This window comes from Nonomuraea indica, assembly GCF_002850745.1.
Classification (GTDB): domain Bacteria; phylum Actinomycetota; class Actinomycetes; order Streptosporangiales; family Streptosporangiaceae; genus Nonomuraea; species Nonomuraea indica.
In genome coordinates, this window is the sequence record NZ_PJOK01000087.1 from 1 (window position 1) to 12,219 (window position 12,219).

Sequence of the window (12,219 nt, forward strand, 5' to 3'; positions counted from 1 at the left end):
CTGCCGCCGGCCCCCCCCGCCGATATCGGGGGTCGGGGTGAGTCGGCGGCACCACCCAACCTCAACAGCACCAGGAGCAACCACATGGGTTCCGAGCCCTACACGCAAGCTGCCGCCGGCGAACTGGCCACCGCCGAAGAGTTGACGGACGCCTCCGCCAAAGAGGTCCGCGCCCTGCTGGAGCAGAACAAGGGCAACCGCAAGCGGATCGCCGACCTGCGCAGCGCCGAGGAACGAAAGATCAAGGCGGCCCGGCGTGAGATCTCCTCGCTGGACAGAGTGCTCGCCGCGCTCGACAAGCAGGGCGAGGAACTCCTCGCGCAGCTCCACCAGCCGCCCGTCGTCTTGTCGATGCAGGTCGTCCCCGACCAGGCGGAGACCCCTACCGAGCAGCATCAGGCCGTCTGGGACGGCACGAACCCTCCGGAGACGGGCGTGTTCAAGACCTACCCGGATCTGGCGCGCGACCCGGACAAGAACCTCGCGGCGCTGGCCGAGCAGTGGGAGGCGCAGGCCGCCCGCGAAGGGGAGCCGTCGTGACCGCGCTACACCGGGCCGCCCGCCTGCTCGGGCTGATCGCCTCCCGCCATCCGCGCGGCTGCGCAACGGGATGGGCGTGCCTGGCTCGTCTCCCGCGCCCTGAGCGGCCCGTGGACGACTTCAGCTCCCGCCGCACCCACCAGACCCCCATCGAGTACGGAAAGGCCCCCCGATGAGCGAGAGCACCCCCAAGACGCCCGTCGCCACCACGCCTCCCACCCCGGAGAACGTCGCCGAGATGCTGACCAGCGGCGACAACGACTACCACGACGGCAACTACTGGCACCCGTCCATCGGCGCCGACGGCAACGTCGTCCACATCGGCATCACCGCCTACAGCGAGGACGGCGGCAAACTGCCCGAGCAGCACTTCCGGGCGGTCGTCGTCGAGGGGGAGCAGACCCCGATCGTGCTGGAGCGCCCCGAGGAGCTCGGGCTCTGCTGGGACGAGGACGGCGGCGACCTGATCGCCCCTACCGCCGACGGGATCCGCATGTGGCCGCCCTCCATGGCGTGGTTCGACATGACGGTCCAGGAGGCGCGTGAACTCGCAGCCCACCTTGCTGCGATGGCGGACGAGTGGGAGGCCGCTGAGGCCGCTCGGGCACAGAAGGGCGGCCAGCCGTGACCGCCTGGGACAAGCTGACCTTCGCCGCCGAAGCGCTCAACGCCCTGTCAGGCGGGACGTTCCTGTACGTCGTCGCCGGCGTGGCCATCCTCGCCGCCGTCTCCCTGCTGTTCGGCTACATCGGCCGCTGCATCTCGATGGGCGTCCCCGTCGTGAACGAGAAGGTCCTGCGGCAGGCGCTCGTCGAGGAGGCGGACCGGCAGGAACGTCACGGTCTGGCTGGCCTGCACGACGTGTTCGAGGACGGCGACGATGACCGCTGACCTCATCGTCGACCTCTTCGCCGGCCCTGGCGGCTGGAGCACCGGCATTGAGGATCTCGGCCTGCGCGACATCGGCCTGGAGTGGGACACCGCAGCCTGCAAGACGCGGGCAGCAGCCGGCCACCTGACCATCCAGTGCGACGTCGCCCAGTACCCGACCGAGCCGTTCAAGGGCCGCACCAGCGGGCTGATCGGGTCACCGCCGTGCCAGGCGTGGTCCCGTGCCGGCAAGGGGCTCGGCCTCGTCGACCAGCCGTTGGTCCACCAGGCCGTCCACGACCTGTCCAAAGGCCGCGAAACCCGCAGCGCCCTGCTGGCCGCCTGCAAGGACCCGCGTAGCCTGCTCGCCGCCGAGCCGATGCGGTGGCTGTACGACCTGCGCCCCGAGTGGACCGCCATGGAAGAAGTGCCGGACGTGCTGCCCCTGTGGCGCCAGTACGCAGAGGTGTTACGCGGCTGGGGTTACAGCGTGTGGTGCGGGGTGTTGAATGCCGCCGACTACGGCGTCCCCCAGACCCGGCGCCGCGCCATCCTGATCGCCTCCCGCGTCCGCACTGTCACAGCGCCGACCCCGACCCACACGCAGCACCCGGCAGGCGAGGACCTGTTCGGCGAGTCGCTGCCCGGCTGGGTGTCCATGGCCGACGCGCTCGGCTGGGGCGCCACCGACCGCGTCGCTCCGACCGTCACTGCGGACGGCGGGAAGACCGGCGGCGCTGAGCCGTTCCCGACACAGGCGCGGCAGGCGCTCCTCGATGCACAGGAGCGCGGCGCATGGGTACTGCGCTCACGCCGAGACTCACCCAAGTGGATCGCCACCGACGGGCCTCGCGAGAACCGCCGCGCTGACCAGCCAGCCCCGACGTTTACCGGTGAGGCGCACCGCTGGAGCTGGGCCCTGGAGCGGCCCGCGACAACGGCCTGCGCCACAAACAGGATCGCCCCACCCGGTCACCGTGATCGGTCTCCGGGCGGAGAGTCGCAGTTCTCCAGCTCAGACACAGTCCGCGTGACGGTCCCAGAGGCCGCCGCCCTGCAGTCCTTCCCGGCCGACTACCCGTGGCAGGGCACCAAGACCAAGCAGTTCGAGCAGATCGGCAACGCCGTCCCGCCGCTGCTGGCCGCCCACATCGTGTCCGCGGCTACCGGTCTGAGCGTGCCCGCCCGTGACGCGGAGGTGGCCGCATGAGGCTCCCTAAGTGCTGCGAGGACTGGCTGACCGCCGGCAAGCCGATGAGTGAGCACGTGCCCGTCTGCGAGCACCAGCCGCCGGCGCCTGACGTCGACCCGCCCCAGGACGCCCTGTTCGACCTCTCCCCGCCCGCTACCGACCACCAGGGAGGTGCACACCTGTGATGCATGACCTCACCGCCGCCCTGATCCGCGGACACGTGGCCTGCCTGGCCCGTGCCGCCGCCGACACCACCGCCCCCGCCGAAGCGCGTGCCCGTGTTGAGGCCGAGCGTGCCGTGTGGGAGGAGGCCGGACGATCCCGGACGGCACCGGACGGACCCGGAACGGCCCGGAACGAAACGGAACATCTCGGAACGGAGAACCCCCGTGGCCACTAGCAAGATGATCGACCAGGCGCTGTGGCAGCCGCGCCCCGCGGCCGGCTCCGACCTGCACGCCGCCAGCCTCACCTTGCACCAGCCCCGCGCCGACCAGGACGCCGAAGCTGCCGAGCACGCCAAGGCCGGCCGGTCCATGGTCAGGTTGGCGCTCGGCCGGCACGACTGCGTCCTCCTGCCCGCCTGCCCCGCCCACGGACGGGAGCTGTGTGGCTGCGTCACCTGCGACAACCCCGCCCACGCCGGCGACGTCGACCTGCTCGACCTCGCGTTGAAAGCGTCTGGCCTGCGCGACGAACCCCGCGACACCCACCGCGACTGCTCCGTCTGCCACAAGCCGCGACGCCTCGACCGTTTCGCCCACGCCAGCGACGTGTGCAAGTACTGCCAGGCCGACGCTAAAGCCGCCCGCAAGGAGGCCGACCATGGCCACGCCTGACTGGGGGTGGACGGACTGGGCCGCCTGCCGCGGCCAGGACCTCGTCCTGTTTTTCGGCCCCGCCGGCGAGAAGCAGAACGAGAAGAGGCACCGCGAAGCCCGAGCGGTAGCGATCTGCGACCGCTGCCCCGTGAAGCTGAAGTGCCGGCAGACCGCCTTCGTGCTGAAGCAAGACGAAGGTGTGTGGGGCGGACTCGGCGAAGAGGAGCGGAAGACCAAGCGCCGCACCTGGGTGAAGGCCATGGCGCGGCAGCGTGTGCGGGCGGCCGTGTGATGGCCGACTGGCGCCAGCTCGGCCTGTGCGCCACCGCGGACCCGGAGGTGTTCTTCACCTCCGGGCCCCCCGGCGCCGCCCTCGAAAACCTGTGCCGGTCCTGCCCGTCGCTGATCCCGTGCACGTTCGACGCGCTCAAGCGCAGCGACTCCGGCTACCAGGCCGGGCTGAAAGTCGTGGACCGCCAGGCGATCCGCCGGTGGGACCGCAGGCAACGGAACCTCGAAACCGCCGGCAGGCCACGAAAGGACAAGCGATGACCCCCCAGCAGTTGTACGCCCTCGTCGACGAGCGGCGCCGCGAGCTCGGCCTGCCGTTGTGGCGGGTCGCCGTTCAGCTACAGGTGTCCACCAACTATCTCGGCTGCATGCGGCGAGGTCATGTGTCTGGCCCGTTGCGTGAGCGGGTCGAGGCGTGGTTGGGGGAGGGGCCGTGACCTCAGGAGCCGGCGGAGCGCTGACGCTCGATCGCCTCAGCATCGGCTACGGACACCACGGCGGCGATGCGCCGGCCGCGGGACATGACGTACGTGATGGTGCCGTACGCGGCGGCGTCGTTGATGACGTCGGCCAGCTTGGCTCGTACGTCCCGCGTGCTGAGTTCCTGCGCCGTGGGTGCCATTACTCCAGTGTACCTAGGCGTAATCCGGAGTACACTCGTGTACACAAGTGTAACGACGGAGGACGCATGGAACACACGCTCCCGGCTCACGCGACCTGCAACCACAAGAACTACATGTTGAGCTGCGAGGTATACGAGCAGATGCTCGCGGACACTGGCCAGCGCTGCGAGGTGTGCGAGCGGCCAGCCGAGGACAACCCCGGCGGCAAGCTCTACATCGACCATGACGCGCACGTCGGGTACTGGGCCGTTCGCGGGCTCCTCTGCAACCCCTGCAACAGCGTTCTTCGCAGTGACGCCCCACCCCCCGCCGGCCCGGCGTTCGCCCGATACCTGGAGAACGCCTGGTATCGGCGTCAGATGGCTGTGCGCGGACTCCCCTACGACGGCCTGGCCGAGCCACCGGAGGGAAGCTGCGTTCGCGACCATCGCGGCAAGTTGTGGCGCCGCCGAGCTGGCCGCTGGATCTGCTCGGACGCCCGCTACAAGGTGCGCGACTGGCGACACCTGATCGCCAAGACCGGACCGCTCGGCCTGACCTGGGTGCAGCCCGTCGAAGTGCCCATCCGGCCGGCCGATCCCGAATCGGTCGCTGCGTCGCTCCGCGCCTTTATGGCCCCGCAAGACCTCGCCAGGCTGCTGCGCCTGCTTGCCGAGCGCAAAGACTAAACCAACTCACCACCAGGGGGACTCAATCGTGGCAGCACGCCGAATACCCGCCCCGCTCCCGACCTGACCGAACTACTCACCATCTGGAGCACCGCAAGTGGGATGGGCCCGCATAGACGACGCCTTCGACGATCACGAGAAGGTGCTGGCGCTACTCGACCTCGACGAGGGAGTAGCGGCGCTCGGGCTGTGGACGCTGTGCCTCACGTGGGCGCACCGCAACACTCGCAAGAAAAGCAAGACGCCCGGCCTGCTGCCCAGCACGCTGCCGCGCCGCTTCGTCGGCTCCCGGGGGCGGGAACTGGCTGCGCTGCTCGTGGACGCCGGCATGTGGGACGTACTCGACGACGGATGGATGATCCACGACTTCGCCGAGTACCTGCCGGACAAGGAGGTCAGCGCTGCCCGGTCTGCCGCAGGCAAGAGGGGGGCTGCCTCACGCTGGGGAAACAAGCGGACGGATGGCAATTTGCCATCGCGCGATAGCAAAACGGATGGCAAGCATGTGGCTGCCGATAGCTCGGAGGGTGCTGCCGACGCCTCTGATGCTCCTGAGGGAGCTGACGATGTCGACATCCTCCCGGCTGATGGCAAGTTGCTATCGGAGGATGGCAACTTGCCATCGGTTAGCCATCTTGCGGATGGCAAAGCTGTAGCAAGCGATGGCTCGCGCGCGGGCGCGCGCCGGGTTCGGGCTTGGGTAGGTGTTCAAGGTTCTGTCCGTACTTCGGTAACTCTTCCTCACGAGCAGCCGACTCCTGCGGAGTCTGTCGCCTCCGGCGACGCTGTCTTGATCGAACTCCCCAGCGCCAAGGCAAGGCAGCCTGAATCCGGCTCCGATGACGACCCCAACTGGTTGAGGTTCTGGGACGCCTACCCGCGTAAGGCCAGCAAGCAGGGAGCCCGCGGCAAGTGGGCCAAGGCGATCCGTGAGGGCGTCGATCCCGAGCTCATCATCGCCGGCGCTATCCGCTACGCCGACGAAATGCGGGCCAAGCGCACCCCCAAGGACAAGATCAAGCACCCCGACGGCTGGCTGTATGGCCGCCGCTGGGAGGACGAACCCGAGACGTTCGGCCGCGGCTTCAACGACATCGAAGAGTGCGCTCCTGAGGAGTTCAACTGGTGAACGAGGACTTCAGGGCGCTGCCCCACGACATCGACGCCGAGAAGGCCGCCCTTGGAGCGGCCATGCTCTCGCCGAACGCCGCCAACGCCGTGTTCACACACCTGTCGGTGGATCACTTCTACCGGCCCCAGCACCGGTTCATCTTCCGCGCCATCATCGACCTGTACCGGCGTGGAGACACCGTCGACGGGATCAGCGTCCGCGCCGAGTTGGAGTCCAGCAAGAAGCTGGACCAGGCCGGCGGCTGGGAGTACATCGCCGACCTGGTCGCGTTCGTCCCCACCGCCGCGAACGTCGGCTTCTACATCAACCGGGTGCGGGAGCTCGGCACCAAGGCCATTGCGATCGAGGAACTCACCCGGATCGCCAGCCAGGGGTACAGCGGCACCGTCACCTCCGACGAGCTGCTGGTTGCCACCGAGGACGCGTTGACCCGGTTCCGGGCACTGGCCACCGACGACGACGAGATCGACGGTTTCTCGACGCTCGGCGCGTTCATCGACGAGGCCGACACCGAATACGACTGGCTGATCCCTGGCGTGCTCGAACGTATGGACCGCGTCATCGTGGTCGCCTCCGAGGGCGCCGGTAAGACCACGCTCGCGCGGATGATCGCCGTGATGCTCGCCGCGGGTGTGCACCCGTTCTCGCCGCACACGCGGATCCCGCCGGTGCGGACGCTGTACATCGACCTGGAGAACCCGCCTGCTCTGGTCCGCCGGAAGGTGCGCCAGCTCGTCAATCTCGGACGGGAGCACTCCGGCTGGGACGATGACCGTGCTTGGCGGTGGACCCGGCCGGGCGGCATCGACCTTCGCAAGCCGCACGACCAGCACCTCGTGGACCGGGTGATCGAAACCAGCCGCGCCGAGTTCGTCGCGATGGGCCCGCTGTACAAGAGCTTCCTCGAAGGCGACGCGAAAGCCGAGACCGTCAACGGCCACGTCGCCCGCGTTCTCGACGGGTTCCGCGCCCGCCATGGCGTAGCCCTGTGGCTCGAAACGCACGCACCCATGGAGCAGCAGGGCATGCGGTCCCTGCGACCGATGGGCTCCGGCGTGTGGTCCCGCTGGCCCGAGTTCGGGCTCGCGCTCCGCAAGTCGAAGGACCGGCCGAACCGCGTCCACCTGGAGCGGTTCCGCGGCGACCGCGACGAACGCGCTTGGCCCCACCACCTCGAACGGTCCAGCCCGTGGCCGTGGAACGCCGTCTGGGATGGCGGCTTCCCGGTCGAAGAGGCAACCAGCGCCTGACCCTCAACCCTGGAAGGAAGCCTCATGTCGTTACTGATCTCCGACCGCGACATCGCCCGCGTTCGGCAGCACAACCCGATCGCTGCCGTCGCCCGCGAGCACGTCGACCTGAGCCCTGCCGACGACGGCACCCTGAAGGGGGCATGCCCGTTCGCGGCCGACACGACCGAAACTTTCTACGTCACCCCCGAGCGGGGCATGTGGTTCTGCTTCGGCTGCGACGCCGGCGGCGACGTGATCACCCTCATCGAGAAGATCGACGGCATCTCCTACATAGACGCCGCAATCCAGCTCGCCGACCGTGCGCACCTCGAACTGGACCTCGTGCCTGACCCCGCCGCGGTGAGAGCTGCACGAGCCCTCCGTGACGGCATTCCGGAGGCGATCGAGCAGCGCGACCTCGACGCACTGATCCACAACCTGGCCGGCTGGCTGTCGACCGACACCACCGTTCGTCGCGCGGCCAATGCCGGCGAGGAGGGTGCGGCGTGAGTTTTAAGCCCATCGAGACGCACTACGCCGGTTGCCGCTTCAGGTCGAGGCTGGAGGCCCGCTACGCGGTCCTGTTCGACAAACTCGGCATCCGCTGGGAGTACGAGCCGCAGGGCTTCCTCGTTGATCGCCGCCCGTACTTGCCCGACTTCTGCCTCGTGGACTCCGGCACATGGGTGGAGGTGAAAGGGAGCGAAGAAGACCTGGACCACGACCTCATGCTGAAGGCGGTATTCCACCTTCCTGAGGCGGCAGAGTCCTTCCCTACCCTCCTGCTGTTGGGGCCCATCCCAGAGCCCAAGGGAGACCGGTGCAACTGGTGCTGGATCGGGCTTAGCCCCTCCGCGGCGGACCCGAGTGGGGAGCGCTACCCGACGGACGCGTACTGGTCGCTTACCCCGGCCGGCTTCCCCAGGCATCCGCTTCGCCCCGCAGACACCAGCGGCGCCACGCCGGTGGCTTACGAGTTCGCAGGATGGCTTGAGCCTGAGGGCGACATGGACACCACGGCGTCCGAGAGTGCCAAGCAACGTGAGGCCTACGTCGCTGCCCGTTCGGCTCGTTTCGAGCACGGGGAGCGCGGATGACCCCGGCTGTCCTGCCCCCTGGACCGGCAGACCGGGAGGAGACGCGATGACGTACAGCACTCTGGCCGATGTCCTGGAGCGGCTCCCGGTCCTGCTCCGGCAGGAGCGGACGGCCCGCCGGTTGAGCATGCGGGCTGCCGCTGCGCAGATCGGCGTCTCGCAGCCGACTATCTGCCACGTCGAGGCTGGGGATGGCGCGTCGCTGTCGACAGCGGTTGCTGTTCTGCGCTGGCTGGACGGCGGGAGCGCCGAGCGTGCCGACTGTGCGGCCCTCCACCAGTACGTCCGCCACTTGAAGGGCTGTGGCGATTACTGGGGCAGCCCGTGCACGTGCGGCCTGGAGGGGCTGCTCCCCACCACCCCCACACCAACGCCCACGAAGGAGACCCCCAATGAGTGACACCAAGCCCCAGACCTTCGCCGCTGCGGACCGGTGCTGGATCCGGCCCAACGACGTGACCGATGAGCGGCACTACCCCACCCGGCAGGCGGCTCTCGCCCCGGACGACCCCAACGACACCGCGTGGGGGGTCCCTGCGGTCCGCCAGCTCGACCAGTCGTGCCTGATCGTCGTCTGTTCCTGCTGCGGGCATGGCTGCGACGACCCAGGCGAGTGCGTGGTCTACCACTCCAAGTCGCTGACCGAGGCTGAGGAGGCCGCTGTCGAGGCTGGGTGGGTGCGGAAGGCGCGCGGATGGGTGTGCCGCCCGTGCTCGGCCGGGGACTGCGGATGGCACGTCCGCGTCGACAAGAAGCGGCAGGAGGTGGCCGTCCATGCCTGACGCCAAGACCGAGTTGGGCGTCCCTGAGACGCTCCGCAAGGCCGCCGCCCTTCTGCGCGAGACCGCGATCGCAGCCATCGCAGGCCCCTGGGAGTCCCTGGCCGAGCATCCGGCGGTGGTCGTCCAGGTCGTCGAGGAGCCCGTGGAGGTGCTTCAGCCGTTCGACACGTGCTTCGAGGGGACCGTGCCGGAGGTGGCGGCGGCGGAGGCGCTGGTGCTGGACCGGCTGGCCGAGCTGGTCGACGCTCTGCGGGTTCCGCTGCTCGGGTTGTCGCCGTGGGAGGCGTGCCAGACGCTGTTCGGCGTTGCGGGCGTCTCGCGTCCGGACGGGGATGCCTCTGGAAGCGGCCTAGCGTCCACGCTCGCGGCCGAATAGGAGCTCTCCGGTCCCTTTACTCATCCTTGGGTCTCAGAGGGCCTTAGGCACCCTCTGGGACCGCACACCAGAACGAAGATCAGCAAGCGTTCGCACATGCGCGGCCCGTGTTCGAGAGAGGAATCGAACGATGACTACCACCCAGCAGTCGGGGGAGGCGTCCCGATGAGCGGCCCAACCATGTGGCACTACACCTGCGGACACGGCGCCGCCGGCATCCAACGCGACGGCATGGTCAAACCACACCTCCACCCGCTTCTCGGCGTTCCGGTCGCGTGGTTCACCGACCTGGGCCCAGCTCACAGGCTGGAGCTTGGTCTTACCTCCGACAGGCTCTCCTGTGACCGCATGGAGCACCGGTTCACCGTCGCCGACGTCGGGCCGCTCCAGTGGTGGCCGAAGGCCGCACGCCTTCTGCGGCTGTCGCGGCCCGTCAGGACAGAGCTGGAGCAGGGACGCCTGCCAGCGCATTGGTGGGTCAGTTTCGACCCGGTCCCCGTACTCGTCGCCGAAGCGCGGGAGGCGTCCTGATGCCGATGGATGTCCGCGCCCAAGCCTGCGCCTACCTCCGCGCAGGCAAGGTTCGCGTGTGCAGCGCTGGCCCCGGCAACTACCATCCGCCGGAGTGGGTGCGGGCACGGGTCGAGGGCCAGTCTTCGACGTACTTCGTCCGCCTCGCCGACGGCCGGTGGGTGTGCTCGTGCGGCGAGGACGGCTGCCCGCACGTGGCTGCGGTGCAGCTGTGCACGGGCCATGGAGGGCTGGCCGCGCCTTCTCGGCGCAAGCCTGCGGGGGCGTCCCGGTGAACGGCTACTCGCCGACAGGCTGCCGTTTGGCGAGTCGCCGCTTCCAGGCCGCCACCTTGCGACGCATGTGCGCACGGAGGTCGTCAGAGCGGGTGACGCCCTCGTCTGCGCATGCCTGTTCGTACTCGGCCCACAGGGTGTCTTCGACTCTCACGACCCGGTTGGCGGTGTGGGTGTCCTTCGCTCGGCTGACCATGATCTGAGGATAGGGCGTGCATATGCAGAAAGTCCACCGAAGGTATTGTCGTGCATATGCATATCGCGCTATCGTGCATATGCACACAGGTTCGTGAAACGCCAAGGAGACGAGATGCCCGCCATCACCGCCAACCGCGTCTGGACCGTCCGCAAAGGCTCGACCGGAGACGGCCCCGACCTGTTCTGCGTCTACGCCCCCACCATGGACGCCGCCCGCGCCTCCGCGTCCGACTCCCTCGACCGCGCCGGCCTCGACCCCGCGTTCACCGTCCACGCCCACGCTCCGAACCCGCAGCTCCCGCCGCACCTGACCCTCGCCAGGAACCTGCTGGCGTCCGCGTTCACCGCCCTGCCCGCCGCCTGACCCTCTTCGGCCCGGCTCCCCGCCGGGCCCCTACCCCCTGAGGAGAACCGACCGATGAGCACCGAGACGCACGACGGCTGCCGAGTGTGTGGCCGTACCGACGTGGGGCTGAAGAAGGACGGAACGCTGCGCCAGCACGTCCACGCCGCCTACAAGGGCAGCGGCTTCCTGCGACCGGGCGGTAGCCGCTGCGATGGCGTAGGTCATCCGCCGAAGGGCGTGCTCGGCCGCTACGCCAAGCGGGTGATCGCCAACCTGCTGCCGTACTTCTCCGACCTGAAGGACCCCATCGTCGCCGATGTGATCGGCGAGGCAGTCCAGCGCCACCACACGAGCCCGGACGACGCGTTCGAAGCGATCCTCGACGGCTCAGCGAACTGGCGGCTGAAGCCCGACGGTCGCGACACCGGGCGGGTGCGGCTGGCGTGCTACCGCTTCAACGAATCGGACGCTGACCAGCAGCGGGTGCAGCAGATCAATGCCGCTCTCGCTGAGATCCGCTACCGCTGACCCCCGCCCCTACCCCCTGAGGAGAACCCGACCGATGAGCGTCAACTACTACGCGGTCACCCCGGACACGCCCGAGGGTGATGAGGGTCTGCACATCGGCCAGCACGCCGGAGGTTGGGAGTTCTTGTTCCGCGCCCACCCCGATCTCGGCCTGGTCAGCTCGGAAGCGTGGCGCGAGTATCTGTCCCGGCCTGACGTGAAGATCCTCGCCGAGAGCGGCTACGAGGTGCCCGTCGAGGAGTTCATGGCCGACGCCACCCTTCGCCCCGCCGAGGCGCGCGCAAAGGGCCAGCGGATGCGCGTCCGCCCCAGGCCGTCGTGGGCGGACGACAAGGGCTGCCCGTTCGCCGACAACGAGTTCTGCTGACCCCCCCGGCTCTCTCCTCCCGTGATGTTGGCGGGCACGCCTCAGACGCAGGAGAGGGCACCAACACCGATCCCCGACGACCCCCGGAGACGCGACATGACGAAGCCGCCCACGAACAAGTGGAAGGTCAAGGTCGGAGCCAACTATCCACCGAGCGTCCGCACCTTCCGCTCCCAGAACAAGGCGTACGAGTTCGTCCATGAACAGCTCCCGCACGGCGACCGGATCGAGGTCCGCGAGTGGGAGGACGGCCGGTGGCGGCTGTACGAGGTGTTCGAGGAGCGCCCAGCGGACCACAGCGAAGGCGCGGCCGAGCGGCGGCTCGCAGACAACTGACCCCCGATCCCCGA

The 12,219-nt window shown here is 68.9% G+C and carries 23 protein-coding genes; 22 read left to right on the forward strand and 1 reads right to left on the reverse strand.

Features of this window, described 5'->3' with window-relative positions:
• Nucleotides 1-84 precede the first annotated feature (84 nt).
• The 9 genes from CXR44_RS37810 to CXR44_RS37845 all read left to right on the forward strand — a co-directional run bounded on the left by CXR44_RS37810 (nt 85) and on the right by CXR44_RS37845 (nt 4,151).
• Nucleotides 85-540: a hypothetical protein gene (locus tag CXR44_RS37810; RefSeq protein ID WP_101790976.1), complete on the forward strand. Its 456-nt coding sequence runs from the start codon at nt 85-87 to the stop codon at nt 538-540.
• A gap of 172 nt (nt 541-712) precedes the next feature.
• The gene (locus CXR44_RS37815; RefSeq protein WP_101790977.1) at nt 713-1,168 is read left to right on the forward strand and encodes a hypothetical protein; all 456 of its coding nucleotides are present in this window, start codon (nt 713-715) and stop codon (nt 1,166-1,168) included.
• On the forward strand, nt 1,165-1,431 hold the full coding sequence (locus CXR44_RS37820; protein WP_101790978.1) for a hypothetical protein: 267 nt from the start codon (nt 1,165-1,167) through the stop codon (nt 1,429-1,431). The genes CXR44_RS37815 and CXR44_RS37820 overlap by 4 nt, the downstream gene beginning before the upstream one ends.
• Nucleotides 1,421-2,620, forward strand: a complete 1,200-nt coding sequence (locus tag CXR44_RS37825; RefSeq protein WP_101790979.1) for a DNA cytosine methyltransferase — start codon at nt 1,421-1,423, stop codon at nt 2,618-2,620. Before CXR44_RS37820 ends, CXR44_RS37825 begins: the two co-directional genes overlap by 11 nt.
• Complete coding sequence (locus tag CXR44_RS39915; protein WP_180903894.1) at nt 2,617-2,787, forward strand: hypothetical protein; 171 nt, start codon at nt 2,617-2,619, stop codon at nt 2,785-2,787. The genes CXR44_RS37825 and CXR44_RS39915 overlap by 4 nt, the downstream gene beginning before the upstream one ends.
• 204 nt (nt 2,788-2,991) lie before the next feature.
• Nucleotides 2,992-3,441, forward strand: a complete 450-nt coding sequence (locus tag CXR44_RS37830) for a hypothetical protein (protein ID WP_144070232.1) — start codon at nt 2,992-2,994, stop codon at nt 3,439-3,441.
• The gene (locus CXR44_RS37835; RefSeq protein WP_101790981.1) at nt 3,428-3,715 is read left to right on the forward strand and encodes a WhiB family transcriptional regulator; all 288 of its coding nucleotides are present in this window, start codon (nt 3,428-3,430) and stop codon (nt 3,713-3,715) included. The genes CXR44_RS37830 and CXR44_RS37835 overlap by 14 nt, the downstream gene beginning before the upstream one ends.
• A complete protein-coding gene (locus CXR44_RS37840) occupies nt 3,715-3,975 on the forward strand; it encodes a WhiB family transcriptional regulator (RefSeq protein WP_144070233.1) in 261 nt (86 codons plus the stop codon). The genes CXR44_RS37835 and CXR44_RS37840 overlap by 1 nt, the downstream gene beginning before the upstream one ends.
• A complete protein-coding gene (locus tag CXR44_RS37845; protein ID WP_101790983.1) occupies nt 3,972-4,151 on the forward strand; it encodes a hypothetical protein in 180 nt (59 codons plus the stop codon). Before CXR44_RS37840 ends, CXR44_RS37845 begins: the two co-directional genes overlap by 4 nt.
• Nucleotides 4,152-4,153: 2 nt before the next feature.
• On the opposite strand, the gene CXR44_RS37850 is transcribed toward CXR44_RS37845, so the two are convergent.
• Nucleotides 4,154-4,336, reverse strand: coding sequence for a type II toxin-antitoxin system prevent-host-death family antitoxin (locus CXR44_RS37850; RefSeq protein ID WP_101790984.1), 183 nt, complete (start codon nt 4,334-4,336; stop codon nt 4,154-4,156).
• Nucleotides 4,337-4,402: 66 nt separating this feature from the next.
• Here CXR44_RS37850 and CXR44_RS37855 point away from each other — a divergent pair, with 66 nt between their 5' ends.
• The 13 genes from CXR44_RS37855 (at nt 4,403) to CXR44_RS37920 (ending at nt 12,205) form a co-directional block, all read left to right on the forward strand.
• Nucleotides 4,403-5,005, forward strand: a complete 603-nt coding sequence (locus tag CXR44_RS37855) for an endonuclease domain-containing protein (RefSeq protein WP_101790985.1) — start codon at nt 4,403-4,405, stop codon at nt 5,003-5,005.
• A 97-nt stretch (nt 5,006-5,102) separates the two neighbouring features.
• A complete protein-coding gene (locus tag CXR44_RS39190; protein WP_144070234.1) occupies nt 5,103-6,134 on the forward strand; it encodes a hypothetical protein in 1,032 nt (343 codons plus the stop codon).
• Nucleotides 6,131-7,387: a DnaB-like helicase N-terminal domain-containing protein gene (locus CXR44_RS37865; protein WP_101790987.1), complete on the forward strand. Its 1,257-nt coding sequence runs from the start codon at nt 6,131-6,133 to the stop codon at nt 7,385-7,387. Before CXR44_RS39190 ends, CXR44_RS37865 begins: the two co-directional genes overlap by 4 nt.
• Nucleotides 7,388-7,411: 24 nt before the next feature.
• Entirely contained in the window at nt 7,412-7,879 is a 468-nt protein-coding gene (locus CXR44_RS37870; RefSeq protein WP_101790988.1) for a CHC2 zinc finger domain-containing protein, read from the forward strand.
• Entirely contained in the window at nt 7,876-8,466 is a 591-nt protein-coding gene (locus tag CXR44_RS37875; protein ID WP_101790989.1) for a PDDEXK family nuclease, read from the forward strand. Before CXR44_RS37870 ends, CXR44_RS37875 begins: the two co-directional genes overlap by 4 nt.
• A gap of 46 nt (nt 8,467-8,512) precedes the next feature.
• A complete protein-coding gene (locus tag CXR44_RS37880) occupies nt 8,513-8,866 on the forward strand; it encodes a helix-turn-helix transcriptional regulator (protein WP_101790990.1) in 354 nt (117 codons plus the stop codon).
• Nucleotides 8,859-9,248, forward strand: coding sequence for a hypothetical protein (locus tag CXR44_RS37885; RefSeq protein ID WP_101790991.1), 390 nt, complete (start codon nt 8,859-8,861; stop codon nt 9,246-9,248). Before CXR44_RS37880 ends, CXR44_RS37885 begins: the two co-directional genes overlap by 8 nt.
• The gene (locus CXR44_RS37890; protein WP_101790992.1) at nt 9,241-9,624 is read left to right on the forward strand and encodes a hypothetical protein; all 384 of its coding nucleotides are present in this window, start codon (nt 9,241-9,243) and stop codon (nt 9,622-9,624) included. The genes CXR44_RS37885 and CXR44_RS37890 overlap by 8 nt, the downstream gene beginning before the upstream one ends.
• Before the next feature lie 180 nt (nt 9,625-9,804).
• Complete coding sequence (locus CXR44_RS37895) at nt 9,805-10,155, forward strand: hypothetical protein (protein WP_144070235.1); 351 nt, start codon at nt 9,805-9,807, stop codon at nt 10,153-10,155.
• A gap of 585 nt (nt 10,156-10,740) precedes the next feature.
• Nucleotides 10,741-10,992 (forward strand): hypothetical protein, encoded by a 252-nt coding sequence (locus tag CXR44_RS37905; RefSeq protein ID WP_101790995.1) that lies wholly within the window; start codon nt 10,741-10,743, stop codon nt 10,990-10,992.
• A 54-nt stretch (nt 10,993-11,046) separates the two neighbouring features.
• Nucleotides 11,047-11,502 carry a hypothetical protein gene (locus CXR44_RS37910; RefSeq protein ID WP_101790996.1) on the forward strand — a complete coding sequence of 152 codons (456 nt, stop codon included), beginning with the start codon at nt 11,047-11,049 and terminating at the stop codon, nt 11,500-11,502.
• A 34-nt stretch (nt 11,503-11,536) separates the two neighbouring features.
• Nucleotides 11,537-11,869, forward strand: a complete 333-nt coding sequence (locus CXR44_RS37915) for a hypothetical protein (RefSeq protein ID WP_101790997.1) — start codon at nt 11,537-11,539, stop codon at nt 11,867-11,869.
• Between the two features lie 96 nt (nt 11,870-11,965).
• Entirely contained in the window at nt 11,966-12,205 is a 240-nt protein-coding gene (locus CXR44_RS37920; RefSeq protein ID WP_101790998.1) for a hypothetical protein, read from the forward strand.
• Nucleotides 12,206-12,219: the final 14 nt, after the last annotated feature.

Excerpts from the sequence above, each read along its gene's own strand:
- CXR44_RS37815 (WP_101790977.1), top strand. The coding sequence starts at position 713 with ATGAGCGAGAGCACCCCCAAGACGCCCGTCGCCACCACGCCTCCCACC.
- CXR44_RS37915 (WP_101790997.1), top strand. The coding sequence starts at position 11,537 with ATGAGCGTCAACTACTACGCGGTCACCCCGGACACGCCCGAGGGTGAT.
- CXR44_RS37890 (WP_101790992.1), top strand. The coding sequence starts at position 9,241 with ATGCCTGACGCCAAGACCGAGTTGGGCGTCCCTGAGACGCTCCGCAAG.
- CXR44_RS37850 (WP_101790984.1), bottom strand. The coding sequence starts at position 4,336 with ATGGCACCCACGGCGCAGGAACTCAGCACGCGGGACGTACGAGCCAAG.
- CXR44_RS37840 (WP_144070233.1), top strand. The coding sequence starts at position 3,715 with ATGGCCGACTGGCGCCAGCTCGGCCTGTGCGCCACCGCGGACCCGGAG.
- CXR44_RS37835 (WP_101790981.1), top strand. The coding sequence starts at position 3,428 with ATGGCCACGCCTGACTGGGGGTGGACGGACTGGGCCGCCTGCCGCGGC.
- CXR44_RS39915 (WP_180903894.1), top strand. The coding sequence starts at position 2,617 with ATGAGGCTCCCTAAGTGCTGCGAGGACTGGCTGACCGCCGGCAAGCCG.
- CXR44_RS37880 (WP_101790990.1), top strand. The coding sequence starts at position 8,513 with ATGACGTACAGCACTCTGGCCGATGTCCTGGAGCGGCTCCCGGTCCTG.
- CXR44_RS37885 (WP_101790991.1), top strand. The coding sequence starts at position 8,859 with ATGAGTGACACCAAGCCCCAGACCTTCGCCGCTGCGGACCGGTGCTGG.
- CXR44_RS37845 (WP_101790983.1), top strand. The coding sequence starts at position 3,972 with ATGACCCCCCAGCAGTTGTACGCCCTCGTCGACGAGCGGCGCCGCGAG.
- CXR44_RS37810 (WP_101790976.1), top strand. The coding sequence starts at position 85 with ATGGGTTCCGAGCCCTACACGCAAGCTGCCGCCGGCGAACTGGCCACC.
- CXR44_RS37870 (WP_101790988.1), top strand. The coding sequence starts at position 7,412 with ATGTCGTTACTGATCTCCGACCGCGACATCGCCCGCGTTCGGCAGCAC.
- CXR44_RS37910 (WP_101790996.1), top strand. The coding sequence starts at position 11,047 with ATGAGCACCGAGACGCACGACGGCTGCCGAGTGTGTGGCCGTACCGAC.
- CXR44_RS37905 (WP_101790995.1), top strand. The coding sequence starts at position 10,741 with ATGCCCGCCATCACCGCCAACCGCGTCTGGACCGTCCGCAAAGGCTCG.
- CXR44_RS37895 (WP_144070235.1), top strand. The coding sequence starts at position 9,805 with ATGTGGCACTACACCTGCGGACACGGCGCCGCCGGCATCCAACGCGAC.
- CXR44_RS37920 (WP_101790998.1), top strand. The coding sequence starts at position 11,966 with ATGACGAAGCCGCCCACGAACAAGTGGAAGGTCAAGGTCGGAGCCAAC.
- CXR44_RS37825 (WP_101790979.1), top strand. The coding sequence starts at position 1,421 with ATGACCGCTGACCTCATCGTCGACCTCTTCGCCGGCCCTGGCGGCTGG.
- CXR44_RS37855 (WP_101790985.1), top strand. The coding sequence starts at position 4,403 with ATGGAACACACGCTCCCGGCTCACGCGACCTGCAACCACAAGAACTAC.